Annotated in this window: 24 protein-coding genes; 7 read left to right on the forward strand and 17 right to left on the reverse strand. The window is 75.6% G+C overall.

Going from position 1 to position 20,307, the window contains the following annotated elements; translation table 11 throughout:
- Positions 1 to 5: 5 nt before the first annotated feature.
- On the reverse strand, positions 6 to 815 hold the full coding sequence (locus tag KPF22_RS13665; protein WP_208819163.1) for a methyltransferase domain-containing protein: 810 nt from the start codon (positions 813 to 815) through the stop codon (positions 6 to 8).
- 21 nt (positions 816 to 836) lie between these two features.
- Positions 837 to 1,202, reverse strand: coding sequence for a DUF2256 and DUF3253 domain-containing protein (locus KPF22_RS13670; protein WP_224402265.1), 366 nt, complete (start codon positions 1,200 to 1,202; stop codon positions 837 to 839).
- Positions 1,203 to 1,271: 69 nt separating this feature from the next.
- On the opposite strand from KPF22_RS13670, the gene KPF22_RS13675 reads away from it, so the two are divergent.
- Positions 1,272 to 1,799 (forward strand): hypothetical protein, encoded by a 528-nt coding sequence (locus KPF22_RS13675; RefSeq protein ID WP_224402266.1) that lies wholly within the window; start codon positions 1,272 to 1,274, stop codon positions 1,797 to 1,799.
- A 40-nt stretch (positions 1,800 to 1,839) separates the two neighbouring features.
- Here the strand turns inward: KPF22_RS13675 and KPF22_RS13680 are convergent, their stop codons facing one another.
- On the reverse strand, positions 1,840 to 2,682 hold the full coding sequence (locus tag KPF22_RS13680; protein ID WP_224402267.1) for a shikimate dehydrogenase: 843 nt from the start codon (positions 2,680 to 2,682) through the stop codon (positions 1,840 to 1,842).
- 22 nt (positions 2,683 to 2,704) lie between these two features.
- Complete coding sequence (locus KPF22_RS13685; protein ID WP_208819166.1) at positions 2,705 to 3,343, reverse strand: nicotinamide mononucleotide transporter family protein; 639 nt, start codon at positions 3,341 to 3,343, stop codon at positions 2,705 to 2,707.
- Positions 3,344 to 3,567: 224 nt separating this feature from the next.
- Between KPF22_RS13685 and KPF22_RS13690 the strand changes: the two genes are divergently transcribed.
- The 3 genes from KPF22_RS13690 (at position 3,568) to KPF22_RS13700 (ending at position 6,668) form a co-directional block, all read left to right on the forward strand.
- Positions 3,568 to 4,323: an SDR family NAD(P)-dependent oxidoreductase gene (locus KPF22_RS13690; RefSeq protein ID WP_224402268.1), complete on the forward strand. Its 756-nt coding sequence runs from the start codon at positions 3,568 to 3,570 to the stop codon at positions 4,321 to 4,323.
- A 120-nt stretch (positions 4,324 to 4,443) separates the two neighbouring features.
- Positions 4,444 to 5,568 carry an NDMA-dependent alcohol dehydrogenase gene (locus KPF22_RS13695; protein WP_224402269.1) on the forward strand — a complete coding sequence of 375 codons (1,125 nt, stop codon included), beginning with the start codon at positions 4,444 to 4,446 and terminating at the stop codon, positions 5,566 to 5,568.
- A gap of 20 nt (positions 5,569 to 5,588) precedes the next feature.
- Positions 5,589 to 6,668 (forward strand): dipeptidase, encoded by a 1,080-nt coding sequence (locus KPF22_RS13700; protein WP_208819169.1) that lies wholly within the window; start codon positions 5,589 to 5,591, stop codon positions 6,666 to 6,668.
- A 16-nt stretch (positions 6,669 to 6,684) separates the two neighbouring features.
- On the opposite strand, the gene KPF22_RS33140 is transcribed toward KPF22_RS13700, so the two are convergent.
- Together KPF22_RS33140 and KPF22_RS13710 are read right to left on the reverse strand one after the other, a co-directional pair.
- The gene (locus tag KPF22_RS33140; RefSeq protein WP_208819170.1) at positions 6,685 to 8,196 is read right to left on the reverse strand and encodes a GDSL-type esterase/lipase family protein; all 1,512 of its coding nucleotides are present in this window, start codon (positions 8,194 to 8,196) and stop codon (positions 6,685 to 6,687) included.
- Between the two features lie 150 nt (positions 8,197 to 8,346).
- Positions 8,347 to 8,865 carry a DUF309 domain-containing protein gene (locus KPF22_RS13710; protein WP_224402270.1) on the reverse strand — a complete coding sequence of 173 codons (519 nt, stop codon included), beginning with the start codon at positions 8,863 to 8,865 and terminating at the stop codon, positions 8,347 to 8,349.
- 37 nt (positions 8,866 to 8,902) lie between these two features.
- On the opposite strand from KPF22_RS13710, the gene KPF22_RS13715 reads away from it, so the two are divergent.
- The gene (locus tag KPF22_RS13715; protein WP_255624259.1) at positions 8,903 to 9,664 is read left to right on the forward strand and encodes an SDR family oxidoreductase; all 762 of its coding nucleotides are present in this window, start codon (positions 8,903 to 8,905) and stop codon (positions 9,662 to 9,664) included.
- Positions 9,665 to 9,685: 21 nt separating this feature from the next.
- On the opposite strand, the gene KPF22_RS32095 is transcribed toward KPF22_RS13715, so the two are convergent.
- The 4 genes from KPF22_RS32095 to KPF22_RS13730 are packed head-to-tail and all read right to left on the reverse strand — an operon-like array spanning position 9,686 to position 12,168.
- The gene (locus KPF22_RS32095; protein ID WP_308010388.1) at positions 9,686 to 10,204 is read right to left on the reverse strand and encodes an LLM class flavin-dependent oxidoreductase; all 519 of its coding nucleotides are present in this window, start codon (positions 10,202 to 10,204) and stop codon (positions 9,686 to 9,688) included.
- Positions 10,183 to 10,602: an LLM class flavin-dependent oxidoreductase gene (locus KPF22_RS32100; RefSeq protein ID WP_308010389.1), complete on the reverse strand. Its 420-nt coding sequence runs from the start codon at positions 10,600 to 10,602 to the stop codon at positions 10,183 to 10,185. Before KPF22_RS32100 ends, KPF22_RS32095 begins: the two co-directional genes overlap by 22 nt.
- Positions 10,603 to 10,641: 39 nt before the next feature.
- On the reverse strand, positions 10,642 to 11,568 hold the full coding sequence (locus KPF22_RS13725; protein ID WP_224402271.1) for a TIGR03854 family LLM class F420-dependent oxidoreductase: 927 nt from the start codon (positions 11,566 to 11,568) through the stop codon (positions 10,642 to 10,644).
- Between the two features lie 21 nt (positions 11,569 to 11,589).
- The gene (locus tag KPF22_RS13730) at positions 11,590 to 12,168 is read right to left on the reverse strand and encodes a TIGR03086 family metal-binding protein (protein WP_308010390.1); all 579 of its coding nucleotides are present in this window, start codon (positions 12,166 to 12,168) and stop codon (positions 11,590 to 11,592) included.
- Positions 12,169 to 12,343: 175 nt separating this feature from the next.
- Here KPF22_RS13730 and KPF22_RS13735 point away from each other — a divergent pair, with 175 nt between their 5' ends.
- The gene (locus KPF22_RS13735) at positions 12,344 to 12,676 is read left to right on the forward strand and encodes a DUF3817 domain-containing protein (protein ID WP_208819174.1); all 333 of its coding nucleotides are present in this window, start codon (positions 12,344 to 12,346) and stop codon (positions 12,674 to 12,676) included.
- Between the two features lie 375 nt (positions 12,677 to 13,051).
- Here the strand turns inward: KPF22_RS13735 and KPF22_RS13740 are convergent, their stop codons facing one another.
- Genes KPF22_RS13740 through KPF22_RS13755 form a run of 4 tightly spaced genes read right to left on the reverse strand, consistent with a single transcriptional unit; the run spans position 13,052 to position 18,538 of the window.
- Positions 13,052 to 13,879 carry an SWIM zinc finger family protein gene (locus KPF22_RS13740; protein WP_224402273.1) on the reverse strand — a complete coding sequence of 276 codons (828 nt, stop codon included), beginning with the start codon at positions 13,877 to 13,879 and terminating at the stop codon, positions 13,052 to 13,054.
- The gene (locus KPF22_RS13745; RefSeq protein WP_208819178.1) at positions 13,872 to 16,955 is read right to left on the reverse strand and encodes a DEAD/DEAH box helicase; all 3,084 of its coding nucleotides are present in this window, start codon (positions 16,953 to 16,955) and stop codon (positions 13,872 to 13,874) included. Before KPF22_RS13745 ends, KPF22_RS13740 begins: the two co-directional genes overlap by 8 nt.
- A 9-nt stretch (positions 16,956 to 16,964) precedes the next feature.
- Positions 16,965 to 17,585, reverse strand: a complete 621-nt coding sequence (locus KPF22_RS13750) for an alpha/beta hydrolase (protein ID WP_208819179.1) — start codon at positions 17,583 to 17,585, stop codon at positions 16,965 to 16,967.
- Entirely contained in the window at positions 17,585 to 18,538 is a 954-nt protein-coding gene (locus KPF22_RS13755; protein WP_224402274.1) for a VOC family protein, read from the reverse strand. The genes KPF22_RS13750 and KPF22_RS13755 overlap by 1 nt, the downstream gene beginning before the upstream one ends.
- A gap of 147 nt (positions 18,539 to 18,685) precedes the next feature.
- Between KPF22_RS13755 and KPF22_RS13760 the strand changes: the two genes are divergently transcribed.
- A complete protein-coding gene (locus KPF22_RS13760; protein WP_224402275.1) occupies positions 18,686 to 19,516 on the forward strand; it encodes a helix-turn-helix domain-containing protein in 831 nt (276 codons plus the stop codon).
- On the opposite strand, the gene KPF22_RS13765 is transcribed toward KPF22_RS13760, so the two are convergent.
- From KPF22_RS13765 to KPF22_RS13770, 3 genes are read right to left on the reverse strand one after another with little or no spacing between them, the layout of a single operon-like run.
- Positions 19,480 to 19,806, reverse strand: coding sequence for an SRPBCC domain-containing protein (locus KPF22_RS13765; protein ID WP_374107475.1), 327 nt, complete (start codon positions 19,804 to 19,806; stop codon positions 19,480 to 19,482). The genes KPF22_RS13760 and KPF22_RS13765 overlap by 37 nt on opposite strands.
- A gap of 21 nt (positions 19,807 to 19,827) precedes the next feature.
- The gene (locus KPF22_RS33625) at positions 19,828 to 19,965 is read right to left on the reverse strand and encodes a hypothetical protein (protein ID WP_374107476.1); all 138 of its coding nucleotides are present in this window, start codon (positions 19,963 to 19,965) and stop codon (positions 19,828 to 19,830) included.
- Positions 19,962 to 20,306 carry a helix-turn-helix transcriptional regulator gene (locus KPF22_RS13770; RefSeq protein WP_062395752.1) on the reverse strand — a complete coding sequence of 115 codons (345 nt, stop codon included), beginning with the start codon at positions 20,304 to 20,306 and terminating at the stop codon, positions 19,962 to 19,964. The genes KPF22_RS33625 and KPF22_RS13770 overlap by 4 nt, the downstream gene beginning before the upstream one ends.
- Between the last annotated feature and the right edge of the window lies 1 nt (position 20,307).

Genomic DNA, 20,307 nt, shown 5'->3' on the forward strand with positions numbered 1-20,307 from the left:
GCGGCTCAGGGCCGGTCGGGCACCCGGCAGAGGACCTCGCCGTGCGGGATGACGATCCAGCCGTCGGGGTGCGCCGCCCACTCCCGCCACGCCGCGGAGATCCCGTCCAGCTCGGACTCCCCGGCCAGCCCGCGCTCGACGGCCATCCGGCCGACGCCGGTGTGGATGCGGTCGGCCCACATCCCGCCCCAGGCGGCGCGGGCCTCCGGGGTCGCGTGGCACCAGACCGACGCCGACGGCGTCACCTCGGTGAACCCGGCCGCGTGCGCCCAGCCGAGCAGCCGTCGTCCGGCGTCGGGCTCGGCGTCGTTGCCGCGGGCGACGGCCCGGTACAGCTCCAGCCAGCGGTCCAGCCGCGGGTCCTGCGGCCACCAGTGGAACCCGGCGTAGTCGGCGTCGCGGGCGGCGACCAGGCCGCCCGGCCGGGCGACCCGGCCCATCTCGCGCAGCACCGCGACCGGGTCGGACACGTGCTGGAGCACCTGGTGGGCGTGCACGACGTCCCAGGTGCCGTCCGGGTCGGACAGGGCGTAGCCGTCGTCGACGGCGAACTCCACCTCCAGGCCGCGGGCGGCGGCACCGGCGCGGGCCTGCTCCAGCGGTCCGGGCACCACTTCGACGCCGCGGACCCGGCCGGGCGCGACCCGCTCGGCCAGGTCCGCGGTGATGCTGCCGGGGCCGCAGCCGACGTCGAGCAGGCTGGTGCCGGGCGTGAGCCGGTCCAGCAGGTAGGCGCACGAGTCCTCCGCGGTGCGGGCCGCGTGCGACCGGACGACGACGCCCGGATGGCCGTGGGTGTAGGTGTCGCGGGGCACGGGGTCAGCCTGGCACGGCGCTCAGCCGGGCACGCGGCGGATCCGGATCGGGCCCTTGGCCGTCGACGGGTCCACGACCCGGCCGGACTGCACGATCTCGACGCGCCCGGCGTCGACGAGCCGGCGCGCGGCCATCCGCGCCGGCTCCATGAGGTCGCGCCAGCCGTCGGGGTCGACGGCGCGGGCCGCCTCGGACGGGCAGATCGTCGCCCCGCCCCGGCGCCGGTCGAGGAGCCCGGTGATCGCCGACTCCAGCTCGGTGTCGACCGGGCGGACCTTGCGCCTGCGGCAGCCCTGGGAGCAGTAACGCACCTGCTCCCAGTCGTCGGCCCACTTCCTCCGCCACTCGATCCGCCGCCCGCAGACCGCGCAGCTCTTCTCCTCCACGACCGCCATGGTCGTCCCGCCCGCGGCGCTCCGCTCGCCGAAAATTATCAGGTGCCTTATTCTCAGGGCGTGGCGCGGGTGGGGAAGCGGGTACGGCAGTGGCTGGTCTTCGTGCACGTCGCGGTGTCGGTGGGGTGGATGGGCGCGGGCGCGGCGAACGTCGTGCTCGCCGGCGTCGCGCTGGGTGCGGACCCGGCCACGGCGGCCGCCGCGTACCGGTTCGTCGACGTCGTCGACTGGTGGCTGGTCATCCCGCTGGCGTTCGCGGCGCTGGTCAGCGGGGTGGTCGTCGCGCTCGTGAGCCCGTGGGGCCTGACCCGGTACTGGTGGGTGCTGGTCAAGCTGGTGCTGACCGTCGCGGTGATCGTGTGGAGCACCCTGGCGGTGGGCGTGTGGGTGGAGCAGAGCGTGGTGGCGTTCGCGGCGGGGGACTCCACGAGCCCGGTCGGGCGGGCGCTCGTCACCGGCGCGGCGCTGAACATCGCCGCGGTCCTGTTCATGACCTGGGCCTCGGTCGCGACGCCGTGGGGCCGCACTCCGTGGGCACCGGCGCGGCGCCGCGCCGGACGGGCCGCCGCGGCCCGGACCCCGGCCTGAGCAGCGCGCCCCCGGGCCGCGGCACCGCCCGGGCCGGGGGTCAGCTGCGGGCGAGCACGGCCGCGTCGAGCGCCTCGCGCATGGCGGCCTCCGGACCGGGACGCCCGGTCATGAGCTCGACCTGCGCGACCGCCTGCTGCAGCAGCATCTCCAGGCCGGACACGATCCGCGCCCCGGCCGCCGCCGCGCCGCCCGCGACCACAGTCGGCCACGGCGCGTAGACGGCGTCGAGCAGCACGGTCCCCGGCCGCCAGCGTGCACCGGCCAGTGCGTCGGCCGCCCCCGCCGGGAGGGTGGAGACGACCGCGTCGGCGCCCTCGAGCAGCCGCGCCGCGGCGGGCGGGTCGGTGAGCACCGCGTGCACCGTCACCTCGGTGCCGAGCCGCTCGGCCGTCCCGCGCAGCGCAGAGGTCCGCCCCGCGTCGCGGACCAGGACGTCGACGGCGTCGACCTCCATGTCGTGCAGCGCGGCGACGGCGGCCTGCGCGGTCCCGCCCGCCCCGAGCACCACGGCGCGCCCGCCCCCCGCGCCCGCGGCGCGCAGCGAGCGCGCGATGCCGGTGACGTCGGTGTTGTGCGCGGTCGCACCGGTGCCCTCGAACACCAGGGTGTTGCCGGCGCCGATCGCGGCCGCCCCCGGTGCGACGTGGTCGGCGACGTCGAGCAGCACCCGCTTGAGCGGCATCGTCAGCGACAGCCCCGCCCACTCCGGGCCGAGCCCGGCGACGAACCCGGCCAGGCCCTCCTCGTCGACCTCGTGCCGGTCGTAGTACCAGCCGGTCAGCCCGAGCGCGGTGTAGGCGGCGTTGTGCAGCGCGGGCGAGAGCGAGTGGGCGATCGGGGAACCGAGGACGGCGGCGCGGCGGACGGGGGACGTGCTCATCCGAGCAGTATCCCGTGGCGGCTCAGACCGCCCGCGACGGCTCCCGCTGCGCGGACCCCACGGTGCGCCGGGCCCGCGCCCAGCTCCACCAGCCGTGCACGACCAGACCGGCGAACACGACGTAGACCGCGGCGGAGAACCACAGCCCCGAGGCCAGCTGCAGCGGCACGCCGACGGCGTCGACCAGCAGCCAGATCACCCAGAACTCGATGAACCGCAGACCCTGGGCGAGGAACGCGACCGCGGTCCCGACGAAGATCGCGGCGTCCGGCCAGGGAGCCCAGCTGGCGTCGAGCGCCTCGAGGACCAGTGCCATCACGACGGTGCCGCCGACGAGCAGCCCGACCAGCCCGAGCCGCTGCGCGGTGCTCGCCTGGCGCACCGCGAGGCCGTAGACCGGGTCGCGCCTGCGCAGCCACGCGACGAGCCCGAACACCGAGATGGCCAGCACGATGACCTGCCGGAACGCGAGCCCGCCCAGGTGCGCCGAGGCGTAGACGGTGAACAGCAGCACGCAGGCCGCCATCTGCACCGGCCAGGTCGCGAGGCTGCGCCGGCGTGCCAGGAACACCACGGCGATGGCGCCGATCTGCCCGACGAGCTCGGCCCACGACACGAACTGCCCGAACGCGGTCAGCCCGTGGTGCAGCAGGAGGTCCACGACGGTCCCCTTCCCGGACGCGGCGGGCGCGTCCCGTGTCAGCAGACAACGACGGGGCCGGCCCCGCCCATCCCCACCCGGTCCGGTGTGAGCGGACCCACACCGGCCTCGGACCGGGTGGGCGCCGAGCCGGTCGCGGCGCACCTGGGTGACCGCACCGCACCGGCTCCCCCGTCCGACCCCATGGCGACGACGGTCCGCCACCGGGTGGGAGGCTGCACCGCGTGGGTGGTTCGGAGCGCACGGTCCTGGTCCTGGGTGGTCGCAGCGAGATCGGGCTGGAGGTCGCCGAACGGCTCGCCGCCGGGGACACCGAGACGGTCGTGCTGGCCGCGCGCCGCCCCGGGGCGCTGACGGCGGAGGCGGCCCGGGTCCGGGCCGCGGGCGCCACGGTGGACACCGTCGCCTTCGACGCCGACGACCTCGCCGGCCACCGCCCGCTGCTCGACGACGTGACGGCGCGCCACGGCCGGATCGACGTCGCCGTCGTCGCGTTCGGGATCCTCGGCGACCAGGCCCGCGCCGAGACCGACGCCGCGCACGCCGCCGCGATCGTGCACACCGACTACCTCGCCCAGGTGCACCTGCTCACCGAGCTGGCCCAGGTGCTGCGCGCGCAGGGGAGCGGGACGCTGGTCGTCTACTCCTCGGTGGCCGGCGTGCGGGTGCGGCGCGCCAACTACGTCTACGGCAGTGCCAAGGCCGGGCTCGACGGGTTCGCCTCCGGCCTGGCCGACGCGCTGCACGGGACCGGGGTGCGGCTGGTGCTGATCCGCCCGGGGTTCGTCATCGGCCGGATGACCGAGGGGATGAGCCCGGCGCCGCTGTCGTCGACACCCGCGCAGGTCGCCGACGCGACGGTCCGCGCGGTCCGGCGCGGGCGGGGCAACGCCGACGTCTGGGTGCCCGGCACCCTGCGGCTGCTGTTCCTCGGGCTGCGGCTGCTGCCCCGCGCCGTGTGGCGTCGGATGCCCCGTTAGCGACACGGTCTACAGACGAACGGTGTCCCGCGATCTGCGTGTGGCGCTTCCCCTGGAGTGATCGGCCTCATATCGTCGCGTGCGCATCCTGTTGGACGACGACGTCTGAGGTGAACCACCGTGGGACACACCCGTGGAGCAATCGTCCGGAGCGCTCCGGGCAAGTACGAGGTCGTCGACCTCGAACTCGACGAGCCGCGCGCCGGCGAGATCGAGGTCAAGATGGTCGCGTCGGGGCTGTGCCACTCCGACGACCACATCGCCACCGGGGACATCCCGGTCGGGACCTACCCGTTCGCCGGTGGCCACGAGGGCTCCGGCATCGTCACCCGCGCCGGGGCCAACAAGAAGGGCCTCAAGGAGGGCGACCACGTCGTCTTCTCGTTCCTGCCCTCCTGCGGGCACTGTCGCTGGTGCGCCAGCGGCATGCAGAACCTCTGCGACCTCGGAGCGGGCCTGCTCGCCGGCACCCGCTGGGAGGAGCCCACCACCCGCCTGCGGCTCGCCGACGACGGCACCCCGGTCGGCCAGATGTGCGGCATCTCGACCTTCTGCGAGACGACCCTGGTCTCCGAGGACTCCTGCGTGAAGGTCCCCGACGACATCCCGCTCGAGGTCGCCTGCCTCGTCGGCTGCGGCGTCGGCACCGGCTGGGGCTCCGCGGTCAACGCCGGCGGCGTGCAGCCGGGCCACACCACGATCGTCATGGGCATCGGCGGCATCGGGATTAACGCGGTCCAGGGTGCCTCGCACGCGGGCGCGGCGAACATCATCGCCGTCGACCCGGTCGCGCTGAAGCGTGAGAAGGCCCAGGAGCTCGGCGCCACGCACGCGGTGGAGACGATGGAGGAGGCCACCGAGATCGCGAAGCAGTTCACCAACGGTCAGGGCGCCGACCAGACCATCGTGACCGTCGGCGTCGTCAAGCCCGACCACGTCGGGCAGGCGATGGCCTCGATCCGCAAGGCGGGCACCGTCGTCGTCACCGCGCTCGGTGACATCAACTCCACCGAGCCGCTGCCGGTGTCGCTGGCCGACGTCACCCTGTTCCAGAAGCGCATCCAGGGCGCGATGTTCGGCATGTCCAACCCGAACTGGGACATCCTGCGCCAGCTGGAGCTCTACCGCGCCGGCGCGCTGAAGCTCGACGAGCTGGTCACCACCACCTACACGCTGGACCAGGTCGCGACGGCCTACGAGGACATGCACGCGGGCAGGAACATCCGGGGCGTCATCCGCTACTGAGCACTGGCAGGCTCCGGGGCATGGTCTACGTACTCGACGGACACAACGACCTGCCCTGGGCGCTGCGCGAGCTCTCCGGCGGCGACCCGGTGCGCGAGCCGGACGTCGCCGCCGGGGACCCGCGGCTGCACACCGACCTCCCGCGGCTGCGGGCCGGCGGGGTCGGTGCCCAGTTCTGGTCGGTCTACGTACCCGGCGAGCTGGGCCACGACGAGGCCGTCACCGCGGTGCTCGACCAGGTGGACCGGGTGCGGCGGCTGGTCGCCGCCCACCCGGACGCCCTGGCGTTCGCCGACACCGCCGACGAGGTCGACGCCGTCGTCGGCTCCGGGCGGGTCGCCTCCCTGATGGGGGCGGAGGGCGGGCACTGCATCGCCGACTCCCTCGCCGTGCTGCGGGTCCTGCGCGGGCTCGGGGTCCGCTATCTGACCCTGACCCACAACCTGAACAACAACTGGGCCGACTCGGCCACCGACACGCCCCGCCACGACGGGCTGTCGGAGTTCGGCCGCGGGGTCGTCGCCGAGATGAACCGCATCGGCATGATCGTCGACCTCTCGCACGTCGCACCGGCGACGATGCACCAGGCCCTCGCCGTCACCACCCGGCCGGTGCTGTTCACCCACTCCGGCGCGCGCGCCGTCACCGACCACCCGCGCAACGTGCCCGCCGACGTGCTGGAGGGCCTGCCCGGCAACGGCGGCGTGGTGATGGCGACGTTCGTGCCGCGCTTCGTCTCCGCCGCCGTGACCGAGTGGGACCAGCGGGTCCGGGAGGCGATGGCCGACGCCGGGGCCGACCACCGCGACCTCGCCGCCCGCAACCGGTTCGTCGAGACCTGGGACGGGCCCGTGCAGCCGCGCGCCACCCTCGCCGACGTCGTGGCGCACGTCGAGCACCTGCGCGAGGCCGCGGGCATCGACCACGTCGGCATCGGCGGGGACTACGACGGCACCACCGACCTGCCCGACGAGCTCTCCGACGTGTCCACCTACCCGCGGCTGCTCGACGCACTCGCCGACCGCGGATGGAGCGCGGAGGACCTGGCGAAGCTGGCCCACCGCAACGCGCTGCGGGTGCTGCGCGACGCCGACGCCTGAGCGGCCCGGCGGGGGGTCACGGCGTCCCGGCGGGCCGCGGGCCGGCCAGGGCCGCCGCCGCCGACGCCGCGATCCGCAGCGAGCCGACCGCCGTCGGGTGGAACGGGTCGGGGGTGGCGAGCCCCATGACGTCCGGCGGCATCCGGTCGCGGTCCGGGTCGCACAGCGGTGCCAGGGCGGGCGCGGCGGTGCCGAACCCGAAGCGGGCGGCGCCGTCGGCCAGCACGTCGTTGAGCCTGCGGTTCCGCTCGGCGAGCAGGTCGAGCTTGGCCTGGTCCAGACCCGGGGTGCCGGCCGGGCCGCGCATGTCCGCGCAGGTCGGGTCGAACCGGGCCGGGAACGGGTCGTAGGACAGGGTGACCACCACCCGCGGGCGCCCCGGCAGCGTGTCGAGGTCGGTGAACAGGGCGCCGACGTCGCGGGCGAACCCGGCGAGGCGGGACTCGAACTCGCCGTCGGAGAGCCGGTCGTCGCAGGTGGCGAGGCCGTAGCAGTACAGCAGGAAGTCCGACCAGGCCAGGTCGTTCGGGCCGACCGCGACGACCACCCACTGCAGGTTCCGGACCTGCTTGAGCCGCCCGACCTGCGGGTCGACGGTGACGCCCTCGCGCAGCTGCGGCCCGCGCAGCCCGGTCGCGACGCCCGCCCCGGCGCAGGCCAGGTTCAGGACGTCCTCGCCGCGCAGCCGGGCCAGCTCGGCGGCGGTGGAGTCGGTGCTGCGCCCGCAGGCGCGGTCCTCGGGGGTGACGGTGCCGTCGTCCTGCCGCAGCGGCGGGCCGCCGATCCGGGCCGCACGGGAGTCCCCGATCACCGCGCCCGCGACCCCGGTGACCGCGGGCCCGACCGGCGACGGGGTGACCGTCGCCGCCCCGACCAGGTCGGTCAGCGAGGTGACCCGCCCCAGACCGGTGAGGGTGCCGTGCAGCGCGGCGACCCCGGCGCCCGCCCACAGCAGCACCGAGGCGGTCACCGCGACGACGGTCATCCGCCCGATCGGCCCGGCCAGGTCGTCCCAGTGCACGGGCCGGTACCGGCGGGTGCGGGTCCGGCGCAGCGCCAGCAGCAGCCGTGCGGTCGCCGTCAGCCCGCTGCCCAGCAGCGCGACCAGCACCATGCCCGCGGCGCCCCAGAGGTACCAGGTCACGAACCCCTCACCGAGGTCGCGGACCGCGTCGCCCGCGCCGTCGACCGTGTGCGGGCCCAGCACCGGGCCGTTGTCGGCGGGCCGCTTCAACGGCCCGATCGACAGCCGCGGCCGGATCGGACCCCACACCTGCACGGTCGTGAGGTCGAACTCGGCGTTGCCGAGCTGGGCGATCTGCGCGGGCCCCGACAGCGTCAGGGGCGGCACCCGGGCGCCCACGCCGACGTCCTGGCCGAACACCTCGACGTGGTTCTCGGGTGTCAGCAGGATCACCAGCGGGACGCCGACGACGGCGATCAGCCCGAGCAGCGCCAGTGTGGGCAGCGACCGGGCCTCACGCAGCAGCGCGCGGGGCCAGGACCGGGAGGTGGGACGGGCGGCCACCGTCAGTGTGCGGGGCGGGACACGGGGTGGTGGGGCACGGCCCCATGGTGGCCCGGGGGAGGCGCCGGAGTCACGGACGTCGTGGGGTGGCGTCGGACTCCCCGGCGGCGGCTCCCGGTGGATGGCTCCCCGGCGCGCGGCCGCGCCGTGTCAGGCTCCCGGGCTCCCCTGCGCCCGGGCCCCCCGCAGCCGTGGTGCGAGCCGCGCCGCCGTGACGGCGCCGGGTCCGTCCCGGTCGACGTCGTCCGCGAGTGCGTCCGCGTGCCCGACCAGCCCGTCGAGGTCCAGCCCGGCCGGGACGGCGACGTCGAGCACCTGCCACAGCCGGACGCCCTCGGCGCCGCGGCGCAGCAGCGCGACGGCGCCGCGGGCGTTGCCGCGCTGGGCGTGGGTCAGCCCGACCGCGAGCTGCGCCAGCGCCCGCCACAGGTCGCGGGTGTCGTCGCCCGCGTCCTTCCAGGCACCCTCGAGGATCTCGTGGGCGTTGAAGGGCAGGCCCGAGTCGAGGAGGCGCTGGGCCTCGGTGACGGCGTCGGTGGGGGAGAGCACCAGGTCCTCGGGCACCCGCTCGACGCCGGGTGCGCCGTGCGGGAGCGGACGCCCGGCGGCGTCGCGGGGGCGGGCGTTGCGGGCACGGCCCCGGTCGTCGCGGTCGCGGGAACGGGTCATGGCTGCGAGGGTGCCAGCTCTCCGGTTAGCGTGCTTCATGATCTCCGAACTGTTCGAGGTCCGCGGCAGGGTGGCCGTGGTCACCGGCGGCACCAGCGGCATCGGCCGCATGATCGCGGGCGGGCTCGCCGAGGCAGGGGCGCGGGTCTACGTGTCCAGCCGCAAGGCCGACGCCTGCGCCGACACCGCCGCGGAGATCGGCGGCACCGGCATCGCCGCGGACCTGTCGTCGGAGGACGAGTGCGTCCGGCTGGCCGCCGAGGTCGGGCAGCGGGAGGAGCGGGTGCACCTGCTCGTCAACAACGCGGGCGCGACCTGGGGTGCGCCGCTGGAGGAGTTCCCGGCGCACGCCTGGGACAAGGTGCTCGCCCTCAACCTGAAGGCGCCGTTCTTCCTGACCCGGGCGTTCCTGCCGCTGCTGGAGGCCGCCGGGTCGGCCGAGGACCCGGCCCGGGTGATCAACATCGGCAGCATCGACGGGCTGCGCGTCCCCGAGCTGCCGAACTACAGCTACTCGGCCAGCAAGGCCGGGGTGCACCAGCTGACCCGGGTGCTGGCCCGCGACCTCGCCGGCCGCGGGATCACCGTGAACGCGATCGCGCCGGGACCGTTCCCCTCGCGGATGATGCGCGCCACGCTGGAGGCGGCGGGCGACGAGATCGCCGATTCCACCCCGCTCGGACGCCTGGGGAAGCCGTCGGACGTCGTCGGGGCGACGCTGTTCCTGGCCGGGGCCGCCGGGTCCTACGTGACCGGCGCGGTGCTGCCGGTCGACGGGGGGATCTGGACGACGCGCTGACCCGGCGCCGCACCCCGCCGCTCAGCCCGACTGGAGCGGCCCGAGCTCGGTGGTGAACCGGTCGAGGAACCCCGGCCAGTCCGCCACCGGCCCGGTCGGGCGCACCACGAACTTGGTGAGGCCGCCGTCGGCGTGCCGGCGGACCAGCTCGGCGACGCCGTCCCAGCCGTCGCCGACGATGTCGCGCCAGTCCACGTCCGGGCGTTGGGCCCCGGCCGGCGCGCGGGCGGGCCCGGGGTCCGCGCCGGGCGGGGCGACCCACAGGTTGGTGCCGTAGTGGTCGTCGTCGATCGTGCGGCCGGCGTCGCGGGCGGCGGTCTCGATGATCCCGCGGGCCCGGGCGGTCTCGGCGGGGGTGAGGAAGCTGGCGAGCCAGCCGTCGGCGAGCCGCCCGGCGCGCCGGAGCCCGGCGTCGGCGCGTCCGCCCAGCCACAGGTCGAGCGGGGCGGCCGGGCGGGGGAGGACGGCGGCGTCGTCGAGGGTGAAGAACTCGCCGTGGTGGGTCACGGAGTCCTCGGTCAGCAGCCGGCGCAGCACCACGAGGGACTCCTCGAGCGCCGCAGCGCGCCGGCCCGGTACGGGGTGCAGCTGCCGGTCTGGGGCTGGGCGGCCTGCAGCCCGAACACCGGCAGGATCCGCCGGGGCGCGAGCACCGCCAGCGACGCGAGCTCGGAGGCGAGCAGCATCGGGTTGCGCCCGGGCAGCACCGTGACGCCGGTGCCGACCTTCAGGGTGCGGGTGCGCGCCGCGGCCCAGGTGCTGCCGACCATCGGGTCGACCACCGACTTCGACGCGATGTCGGCCAGCCACAGCGAGTCGACCGCGGAGGCGTCGAGGGCGTGGAGCAGCTCGTCGAACTCGTCGGCGAAGGTGGACAGGTCGCGGGCCCCGACGAGGCCGAGACCGATGCGGACCGTGCCGTGCGGGGAGTCGACCACTCACTCACCGTAGGTGATCGGTCACTCGCCCGGGATCGTTCAGTCCGACTCGAGCGGCCCCAGCTCGGCGACGAACTCGTCGAGGAACCGGGCCCAGTCCCGCGCCGGAGCGGCGGGGCGCACCACGAACTTGGTCAGCCCGCCCTCGACGTGGCGGCGGATCTGCTCGGCGGCGCCGTCCCAGCCGCGGGCGACCAGCTGCTCCGGGTCGGCGTCGGGCCGCTGCTGGGCGGCCCGGTGCAGCGCGTGGTCGGCGGCGGCGCCGGACCCGTCGCCGGGCAGCACGACGGTGACGTTGGTGCCGTAGTGGTCGTCGTCGATCGCCCGGCCGGCGTCGCGGGCGGCGGCCTCGATGACGGTGCGGGCACGGGCGGACTCGCCGGGGGTGAGGAAGCTGCCCAGCCAGCCGTCGGCGAGCCGGCCGACCCGGCGCAGCCCGACCTCCGCGCGACCGCCCAGCCACAGGTCGAGCGGGCGGGCCGGGCGCGGCGCGACGGTCGCGTCGTCGAGGGTGAAGAACTCGCCGTGGTGGGTCACCGACTCCTCGGACAGCAGCCGTCGCAGCACCACGAGGGACTCCTCGAACACCGCCGCCCGGGTACCGGGGACGGGGAACAGCTGGCGCTCCGACGGCGTCGCCGCCCGGATGCCGAACGCGGGCAGGATCCGCTTCGGCGCCAGCACCGCCAGTGACGCGAGCTCGGCCGCGAGCAGCATCGGGTTGCGGCCGGGCAGGATCGTGACGCCGGTGCCGACCTTGAGCGTCCGGGTCCGGGCGGCCGCCCAGGTGGTGCCGACCAATGCGTCGACCCCGGGGGCGGAGACGAGGTCGGGCAGCCACAGCGAGTCGACGCGCGCGCGTTCGAGGGCGTCGACGAACTCGTCGAACTCCGAGCCGGGGTCGGTGGCGCGCAGCCCCACCGAGCCGACGCCGATGCGGACCTTGCCGTGCGGGGACGTCACCACGGCGGTCGACGCTACCCCGCGTCAGCGCCCCCGGCGCGGGTCGCGACCGCTGTTGCCGAGCGCCCGGTGGAACGCCGGCGCGTCCTCCGGGACGGGGACGACCGGCCCGAACAGGCCCTCCCGGGACGCCTCCTGGCCGGGTGCGGACATCGCGGTGGTGAACTCCAGGACGGCGGCGACGGCGTCGTCGTCGGGGACGAACGGGCGCCCGGTCGCGACGGCGAGGTCCCAGCCGTGCAGGACCAGCTCGTCGAGGGCGATGACCCCGGCGACGTCGGCGGGCAGGTCCATCCCGCCCACCGCGGTGAACCCCTCCCAGGCGGCCGGCTCGCGCCAGGCCTGCGCCAGTGCGCCGAGCCGGGCCGGGACCGCGGTGCGCCAGTCCGCGACGAGGTGCGCGGCGTCTGCGCTCGGCGCGGTACCCGCGGCCTCGGGGGACTTCTGCGCCGCGACCCGGAACGCCCACGCCAGACCGTGCAGGTGGTCGAGCAGGGCGGCGACGGTCATGTCGTCGCAGGGGGTCGGGTCGTGGAGCTGGTCGTCGCGGACACCGGTGACGACGTCGGCGACGGCGCGGGCGGTCGGGGCGAGATCGAGCACGGGTGCCACCTCCGGTCGGGTCGGCGCCCCACGGTCGCGGGGCCCTGCCTGCTCCGACCGGCCACGGTGCGGCAACTCATCGCACCGCGTGTCTTTCGACACCCGGTAGAAGGTGGTGCGGCGGATACGGCAGAGTGGACTCCGACGTCCCGCCCGCCTGGAGGAAGCACCCGTCATGAACGACCCGACCCTCGTCGCCAAGGCCTTCCGGGTCGTGGCGGTCGCCGAGGCGCTGTCCTGGACCGGCCTGCTGATCGGCATGTTCTTCAAGTGGGTGCTGGCCACCACCGAGGTCGGGGTGCAGGTCATGGGGCCGATCCACGGGGCGCTGTTCGTCGCCTACGTGCTGGTCACGCTGTGGACCGCCCGGCTGTTCCGGTGGGACCTGCGCACCACCGTGATCGGTCTGCTCGCCAGCATCCCGCCGCTGACGACGATCTGGTTCGAGCGGCGCGCCGGGGCCACCGGCCGCCTCGACCCGGCCCGCGGCCGGCCCGTCGTCGGCTGAGTCCTCCCGGATTCCCGTGCCGCTCTTGACGGTAGAGGTAAGCCTAGGCTAACTTCAGTTCGTCGCTTCGTGGTGGGAGCGGCGCGTCAGTTCGGGAGACACGGCCCGGCCGCATCGACCACAGCGGCCGGGCCGTCCCGCGTTCCGCGGGTGGGTGTCCTGTCCCGGTCCGGCGGAACGCGTCGAGGACCCGGCCGCGGGGCCGGATCGCGTCCCGGCTCGGCGGGAGGACCCGCTCCCGTCCGCGGCTTGACAACATAGGTAAGGCTTGGCTAAGTTTCACGTGTCGCTTCGTGGTGGGAGCGGCGCGTCAGTTCGGGACGAGGGCCCGGTCGCTCGACCACGGCGACCGGGCCCTCACATGTTCCCGGTTCCTCACGCGTCCGGGTGGGCCAGCGCCCGGTACACCGGCCGCAACGCGTCGGTCAGCCGCCCGCCGCCCGCCCGCAGCGACGGCTCGGGCACCTGGTCCAGCACCGCGCCCGGCTCGGTGTCCGGCGGCCGCGGGGGAGCGGACCCCGCCGCGCCCTCCCAGAAGCCGTCCAGCAGGTCCGCGAGCGGCGCCGGCCCGGCCGGTGCGGACGGGCCGGCGCCGCTGTCACGCTCGGCCCGCAACCGCTCCAGCAGCGCGTCCCGGTCGCGTCCGCGCAGTGTGAGCAGGGTGAACGGGTCGGTGTCGCAGCGCTCGGCGAGCACGTAGAACACCGCGGCCAGGTGCTTGCACGGCACCGTGTGGTCCGGGCACGAGCAGTCCTGCGACAGGTCCGCACCCGCGGCCGGGAACAACGACAGCCCCAGGCCGTCGAGCAGCTCCTCGATCTCCGGGGGCACGGTCCCCGACAGCAGGGCCGCGGTGTACCAGGCGTCGGCGGCCAGGGCCTGCTCCACGCGCCGCCACTGCGTCTTGTCCCAGACCCGCAGCCCGATCCGGACCCGGTACGGCTGCGGCCGGGTGCCCTGCACCAGCGCGACCACGGCGCCCGCGTCGACGTCGAGGGTCACGATCTGCCCCGACCGGGCGTAGCTGCGGCCACGCGAGAGCCGCCCGCCGACGCCGAGCTGCTCCAGCACCGCCAGGAACCGCGCCGACCACCAGGTCCGGGCGACCGCGCCCGCCGCCGCGTGGATCCGGATCCCGCCCTCGACGCGGCGCGGCGGCCCACCGGTGAAGTCCTCCTGCGCCCAGAACGGCCGGTCACTCATCGGCGTCCCCCGTCTCCTCGTCGAGGTCGGCCACCGCGTCCGAGCCGAGCGCGAACACCGCACGCAGCTCGGAGGTCGACAGCGACGTCAGCCAGTCCTCCCCGCCCGTCACCACCATGTCCGACAGCGACCGCTTCGCCGTGACCAGGTCCTCGATCCGCTCCTCGACCGTCCCCGGGCACACGAACCGGCGCACCTGCACCGCGCGCCGCTGCCCGATCCGGAACGCCCGGTCGGTGGCCTGGTCCTCCACCGCCGGGTTCCACCACCGGTCCAGGTGGATCACGTGGTTCGCCGCGGTGAGCGTGAGCCCGGTGCCGCCCGCGCGCAGTGAGAGCAGGAACAGCGACGGCCCCTCCCCGGACTGGAACCGGGCGACCATCTCGTCGCGCCGCTTCTTCGGGGTGCCGCCGTGCAGGTAGAGCACCTCGGTGTCGAACCGTGCCGACAGGTGCGGGCGCAGCATCGCGGCGAACTCGGTGTACTGGGTGAACAGCAGCGCCCGGTCCCCGGCGGCGAGCACCGGTTCCAGGATCTCCTCCAGCCGGGCGACCTTGCCCGAGCGGTGCCGCCCGCCGCTGCGGTGGATCGGGGACCCGTCGTGCAGCAGCTGCGCGGGGTGGTTGCAGACCTGCTTGAGCTTGCTCATCGCGGCCAGCACGTTGCCGCGGCGCTCGATGCCGTCGCTGCCCTCGATCTTCTCCATCATGTCGTCGACGACGGTCCGGTACAGCGACGCCTGCTCCCGGGTGAGCCGGTGGTCGGCCACGATCTCGATCTTCTCGGGAAGGTCGTCGATCACCGTGGGGTCGGTCTTGACGCGCCGCAGCAGGTAGGGCCGGGTGATCCGGCGCAGGGTGCGGGCGGTCCCGGCGTCGCGGTGGCGCTCGATCGGGACCGCGAACCGCTGCCGGAACACCTCCGGCACCCCGAGGACGCCGGGGTTGAGGAAGTCCATCACCGACCACAGCTCGGCCAGCCGGTTCTCCATCGGGGTGCCGGTCAGCGCGACCCTGTGGCCGGCGTCGAACGACCGCATCGTGCGCGACGCCGCCGCGTGCGCGTTCTTGATCATCTGGGCCTCGTCGAGGACGAGGCGGTGGAACCGCCACGCCCGCAGGTCCTCGGCGTCGCGGGTCGCGGTCGCGTACGTGGTGACGACGAGGTCGGCCTCGCCCAGCCGGGCGTGCAGGGCCTCGCCGCGCGGGCGGGCGGCCCCGTGGTGGGCGTGCACCCGCAGGCCGGGTGCGAACGTCGCGGCCTCCCGCTGCCAGGTGCCGACCATCGACATCGGGCACACGATCAGGGTCGGGGCGCCGGTCGGCCCGCCGGACCGGTCGTGGGCCTCCAGGGCCAGCAGCTGGACGGTCTTGCCCAGCCCCATGTCGTCGGCCAGGCACGCCCCCAGGCCCAGCGACGACAGGAACGCCAGCCACGCCACCCCGCGCTCCTGGTAGGGGCGCAGCGTCGCGGTGAACCCCGGCGGCGCCGGCACCGGCGTGAGCGTCCGCTCGGCGGTGCCCTCCAGCAGTGCCCCGAGGTGCCCGCGGGCGGACACGTCGGTCACCGGGAGCGGGGCGCCCGCGTCGCCACGGGCCGCGGCCAGCACCTCGCCGACGGTGGGCGGCCGGTCCCGGTGGCGACGCAGGAAGTCCAGCCCCTGGGCCAGTGCCTGGGCGTCGACGGCGACCCAGCGCCCGCGCAGCCGGACCAGCGGCGCCTTCGCCGCCACCAGCGCGGCGATCTCGGACTCGCCCAGCTCCTCGTCGCCGACGGCGAGCGACCAGCGGAACTCCGCCAGCTCGTCACGGCCCAGCCCGCCACGGGTGATCACCCCCGGTGCCGGGGCCGACGACGCCGAGAGCCGCAGCCCCAGCGGGCGGCGCCCGTCCCACCCGCGCGGAAGCGCCACCCCGAACCCGGCCGACAGCAGCGCGGGCGCGTCCCGGGTGAGGAACCGGTGCGCCCCGGTGACGTCGAGCTCGAGCCCGGTCGGGCGGGCCCGGCGCAGTGCGGGCACGAGCCCGGGCAGGACCTGCGCGGCCCGCCCCAGCTCGGCCAGCAGCACGTCCTGCGCGCCGGAGACCAGGGCGTCGGCCTCCCCGGCCCACACACCGGCCGCGTCGAACACCAGGCTCGGGTCCTCGGTGGAGCGCAGCGCGAACTGGAGCTCCCACCGGGTGCCGTCGCCGGTCTGGTCGTCGAGGTCCGGGCCGGGGTCGGCCGGGTCGTGCAGTGTGGAGACCTCGGCGAGCCGGAACAGCGCGGTGGCGGCGCCGGGCTGCTCGCGGCCGACGTCGTCCCACGCGGCCAGTGCCTCGCGCAGCACCCGCAGCCCCGCGCCGGTCGCGGGCAGGTCCGCCGACGGGCCGGTCAAGGCGTGCAGCAGCGCCGCCGGGGCGTCCGCGCGGGCGGGCAGCGGGACGGGCATCGCGGCGCTGCGCCCCAGCCGCTCGCGGACGGCGGCGTCGGTGAACCGGGCGAGCGCGGCGTCGACCAGGGTGTCCGGGTCCTGCCCGGCGACGTCGCCGGGGCGGCGCTGCTCGGCCCGCGCGACCGGGGGCAGCCGCCGGACCAGGTCGGCGCGGGCGACCGCGTCGAGACCCTGGACGACCGGGCGCCAGCGCGCCGCGGGCCGGCCGGACTCGGTGAGCAGGACCGGCAGCACCCGGCCGCGGGCCGCGAGCTCCTCGGCGAGCCGGGCGAGGTCGGCGAGGTGGGCGAACCCGGCGCCGTAGCGGACCTCGTCGGAGGGGTCGGTCAGCTCGGAGGGGTCGACGACGACCGCGGGCACCGTCCACGGCGCCAGCGCCGGCGTGCCCCGGCTCCGGGTGCGTGGCCGGGACCGGACCAGGCCGGGGGAGTCCTGCGGGCCCGACGGGTGCGAGGGCAGCAGCACCGTCACCGACGCCGGCTTGCCCGGATGGATCGCGGCCAGCTCGTCCGACGGCACCGCGAACGGGTGCGGCCGCGCCGTGCGCAGCGACCGGCGGTCGGTGCGGGGGGCGCGCTCGCCGTCCTCCGCCCACAGCAGGACGCCCCGGGCGGGGGAGTGCAGGGCGTGGACGACGAACACACCCCCACGCTAGAGGCGACCCCCGACAGCGACCGCGTGGAGGAGCCCGGCCGCCGCCGCGCACGCCTCGTCGGTGATCACGTGCTCGTCGCCGTCGTCGATCCGCAGGTCCACCTGCGCACCGCCGGCGACCAGCAGCGACGCGGTGTCGGAGACCCGGTGCGCGGGCACCCACGGGTCGTGCGAGATCGACCGCAGCACCGCCGGGGTCGGGGCCAGCGCCCCGGCCGGCGGCGCCGGGACCGGGTCCGGACCGACGAACCCGCCGGTGAACAGCACCAGCCCCGCGCACGGGCGCGGGTCGCGCACCAGCAGGTGGTGCGCGGCCAGGCAGGCGCCCTGGGAGAACCCCCACAGCACCACCCGGTCCCGGCCGACACCGGCGTCGGCGAGCCGGGCCAGCTCGTCGTCGACGATGCCCAGGGCGCGCAGCAGCGCGTCGCGGTTCTCGTCGAACGGCTCCAGGAACGGCTTCGGGTACCAGCTGCCGCCCGGCGCCGGCGGGGCGACGAACCGGGCGGGCACGTCCCCGAACCGGGCCGCGGTGGCCCGCATGTCGTCGGGGTCGCGGCCCCGCCCGTGCAGGGCGAGTACGACCAGCGGCGCGTCCGGATCCCCCCAGGTGGCCATCAGCCCTCGATCGGTTCCAGCTTGGCGAAGATCTCCTCGCGCCGGTGCTCGAACTGCTCGGGCAGCTGGAACCGGGTGCCGAGCTCCTGCGGGGACTCGTCGCAGGTCCAGCCGCCCTCGTCGTGGGTGACGGCCAGCTCGAACAGCGCCCCGCTCGGCGTCCGGACGTAGACGCTCTTGAAGTACTTGCGGTCCTTGAGCTCGGAGATGTCGGTGTAGCCGGCGCCCTCGATGTCGAACTTCACCGCGTCCTGGTTCGCCAGGTCCGACACGTTCCACGCGAAGTGGTGGTAGGTGCCCGCGCCGTAGCGCCAGGTGCCCTGGTCGTCGTGCCGGTTGACGGTGATCTCCAGGTGGTTGCCGACCTTCGCGTCGCCGATCCGCAGGCCGAACACGTCGCCGTCCTCGGCGGGAGCACCCTGGGCGAAGAACGAGGTGTCGGCGAACTCGACCATCCGGTCCGGGGTGGTCATGTGCACCCCGACGCCGTGGATGCCGTGGATCGCGTGCTCGGCCGACACGCCGTTGCCCTCGTACCCGCGACGCGGGTCGGCGGCGTTCGCGACGAACTGGTACTCGATGCCCGACGGGTGGGCGAACGCGAGCCGCCGCTGGTCGAACCGCTCGACGTCGGTGACCTCGACGTCGTGGGCGCGCAGCCGCTGCGCCCAGAAGTCCAGCGAGCCCTCCGGCACCGACAGCAGGACCTCGCGGGCCTGGTTGGTGCCACGGGTGCCGAACTGGCCCGCCTGCGCCCACGGGAACGTGGTGACGACGCTGGACGGGTCGCCGTCGGCGTTGGAGTAGTAGAGGTGGTAGATCGGCAGCGAGCCGTCGAACAGGACGGTGCGCTTGATGAAGCGCATGCCGAGGATCCTCGTGTGGAAGTCGACGTCCTCCTGGGCGCCGGCGACGGACAGGGTCACATGGTGCGAGCCTTCGACATGAGCCACGTGCGCAGACGTTAGGAACGCCGCGGCCGCGGCACATCGCCGACGGGCGCAGACCGCTGTCGTCCGCGTGCACGCCCGCACCGGCCCGGCGGGCGGCGACCGCGTGACTAGGCTGGGTGCGGCCACCAGCACGACCAGGAGCCGCCGATGACGACCGTCGCCGACCGTCCCACCGACTCCGGACCCGGCTCCGTCCCCGGACCCGACGGGCCCGACGACGTCTCCTTCACCACCGTCACCGGCGACCTGCCCGCCCCCGATGGCGACCGGCTGGTTCTGGTCGTGGCGCTCGCGGGCAGTGCGCTGCTCGGCGACGGCGAGCCGCTGGTCCCCGGGCGGTGGGCGCTGCTGGACCCGGCCCGCCCGGGCACCCCCACCGCGGACGCCGCGTTCCGCGCGCTGTGCGTGCGGTTCCCGCGCGACCGCGTCGAGCCGCGCGGCGAGCCGTTCACCGGGGTGGCGGGCACCGCCTTCGACGCCGGCCCCGGCCTGGCCGGCTACGTGTGCGACACCCTGCGCCACCTCGACGCGCACCGGCTCGCGATGGGCCCGCACGCCGCCGTCGCGGTGCGGCACGCCGTGGACCTGGTCGGGGTGCTGCTGCGGAGCACGGCCGGCGCCGAGCCCGCCCCGCACTGCGACCTGCTGGACCGGATCAAGGCCCACGTCGAGGCACACCTCGGCGACCCGGACCTCGCCCCCGCCGGGATCGCCGCCGCGCACTTCGTCTCCGCGCGCCACCTGCACAACCTGTTCGCGGGGACCGGCACGAGCGTCGCGGCCTGGATCCGCGCGCGGCGGGTCGAGATGTGCCGGCGCGACCTGGCCGACCCCGCACTGGCCGACGTGCCCGCCGCGGCCATCGGGTCGCGGTGGGGGTTCCGCGGGCCCTCGCACTTCGGGCAGGTGTTCAAACGCGCGACGGGCCTGACCCCGGCGGCCTACCGGGAGGCCAGCAGCTCGTCGAGCCGCTCGTAGCCCTCGTTCACCCCGACGTCCATCCCCGAGGCGAGCATCGCGTCGCGGGCGGCGAACGAGTCGTAGCGCGACTCCGCGACCAGCCGGGTCCGCCCGCCGGACAGCGGGGTCAGGGTCATCGTCTCCAGGCAGACGCTGTCGCCGAAGCCCTCGAAGGCGAAGGTCTGCACGATCCGCTCCGGGGCCCGGACCTCGTGGAACGAGCCGAAGAAGCCGTACTCGCCGCCGTCGTCGGCGTGGGTGTAGCGGTAGCCGCCGCCGGTCTCGGCGTCCCAGCGGTGCACCGTCATCGTCAGCCCGCGCGGCCCCAGTCAGCGCACGACCTTGTCCTCGTCGACATGGGCGTCGAAGACCCGCTCCGGGGGCGCGTCGAACTCACGGGTGATGCGGATCGCGGGCAGGTCGTCCACGGTCTCGATGGCGGTGCCGCGGGTGCCGGTGGTGCTCATGCCGTCTCCTCGTGCTCGGTGGGTGCGGACTCGTCGGCGAGCAGGTCGTCGAGGCGCGCGTAGCGCTCCTCCACCTGCCGCCGGTACCGCTCGATCCAGGCCGTCATCAGGTCGAAGACCTCCGCCTCGAGGTGCACCGGACGACGCTGGGCCTGCCGGCTGCGCCGGACCAGCCCCGCGTCCTCCAGCACCCGGATGTGCTTGGAGACGGCCTGCACGGAGACGTCGTAGGGCTCGGCCAGCTCGTTCACGGTCGCGTCGGCCGTCGCCAGCCGGGCCACCATGTCGCGCCGGATCGGGTCCGCCAGTGCGGCGAAGACCCGGTTCAGCCGGTCCTCCACG

Source organism: Pseudonocardia sp. ICBG1034, from assembly GCF_020131375.1.
Classification (GTDB): domain Bacteria; phylum Actinomycetota; class Actinomycetes; order Mycobacteriales; family Pseudonocardiaceae; genus Pseudonocardia; species Pseudonocardia alni.

Excerpts from the sequence above, each read along its gene's own strand:
- KPF22_RS13680 (WP_224402267.1), bottom strand. The coding sequence starts at position 2,682 with ATGAGCACGTCCCCCGTCCGCCGCGCCGCCGTCCTCGGTTCCCCGATC.
- KPF22_RS13700 (WP_208819169.1), top strand. The coding sequence starts at position 5,589 with ATGGTCTACGTACTCGACGGACACAACGACCTGCCCTGGGCGCTGCGC.
- KPF22_RS13710 (WP_224402270.1), bottom strand. The coding sequence starts at position 8,865 with ATGACCCGTTCCCGCGACCGCGACGACCGGGGCCGTGCCCGCAACGCC.
- KPF22_RS13715 (WP_255624259.1), top strand. The coding sequence starts at position 8,903 with ATGATCTCCGAACTGTTCGAGGTCCGCGGCAGGGTGGCCGTGGTCACC.
- KPF22_RS13735 (WP_208819174.1), top strand. The coding sequence starts at position 12,344 with ATGAACGACCCGACCCTCGTCGCCAAGGCCTTCCGGGTCGTGGCGGTC.
- KPF22_RS13740 (WP_224402273.1), bottom strand. The coding sequence starts at position 13,879 with ATGAGTGACCGGCCGTTCTGGGCGCAGGAGGACTTCACCGGTGGGCCG.
- KPF22_RS13750 (WP_208819179.1), bottom strand. The coding sequence starts at position 17,585 with ATGGCCACCTGGGGGGATCCGGACGCGCCGCTGGTCGTACTCGCCCTG.
- KPF22_RS13760 (WP_224402275.1), top strand. The coding sequence starts at position 18,686 with ATGACGACCGTCGCCGACCGTCCCACCGACTCCGGACCCGGCTCCGTC.
- KPF22_RS13765 (WP_374107475.1), bottom strand. The coding sequence starts at position 19,806 with ATGACGGTGCACCGCTGGGACGCCGAGACCGGCGGCGGCTACCGCTAC.
- KPF22_RS33625 (WP_374107476.1), bottom strand. The coding sequence starts at position 19,965 with ATGAGCACCACCGGCACCCGCGGCACCGCCATCGAGACCGTGGACGAC.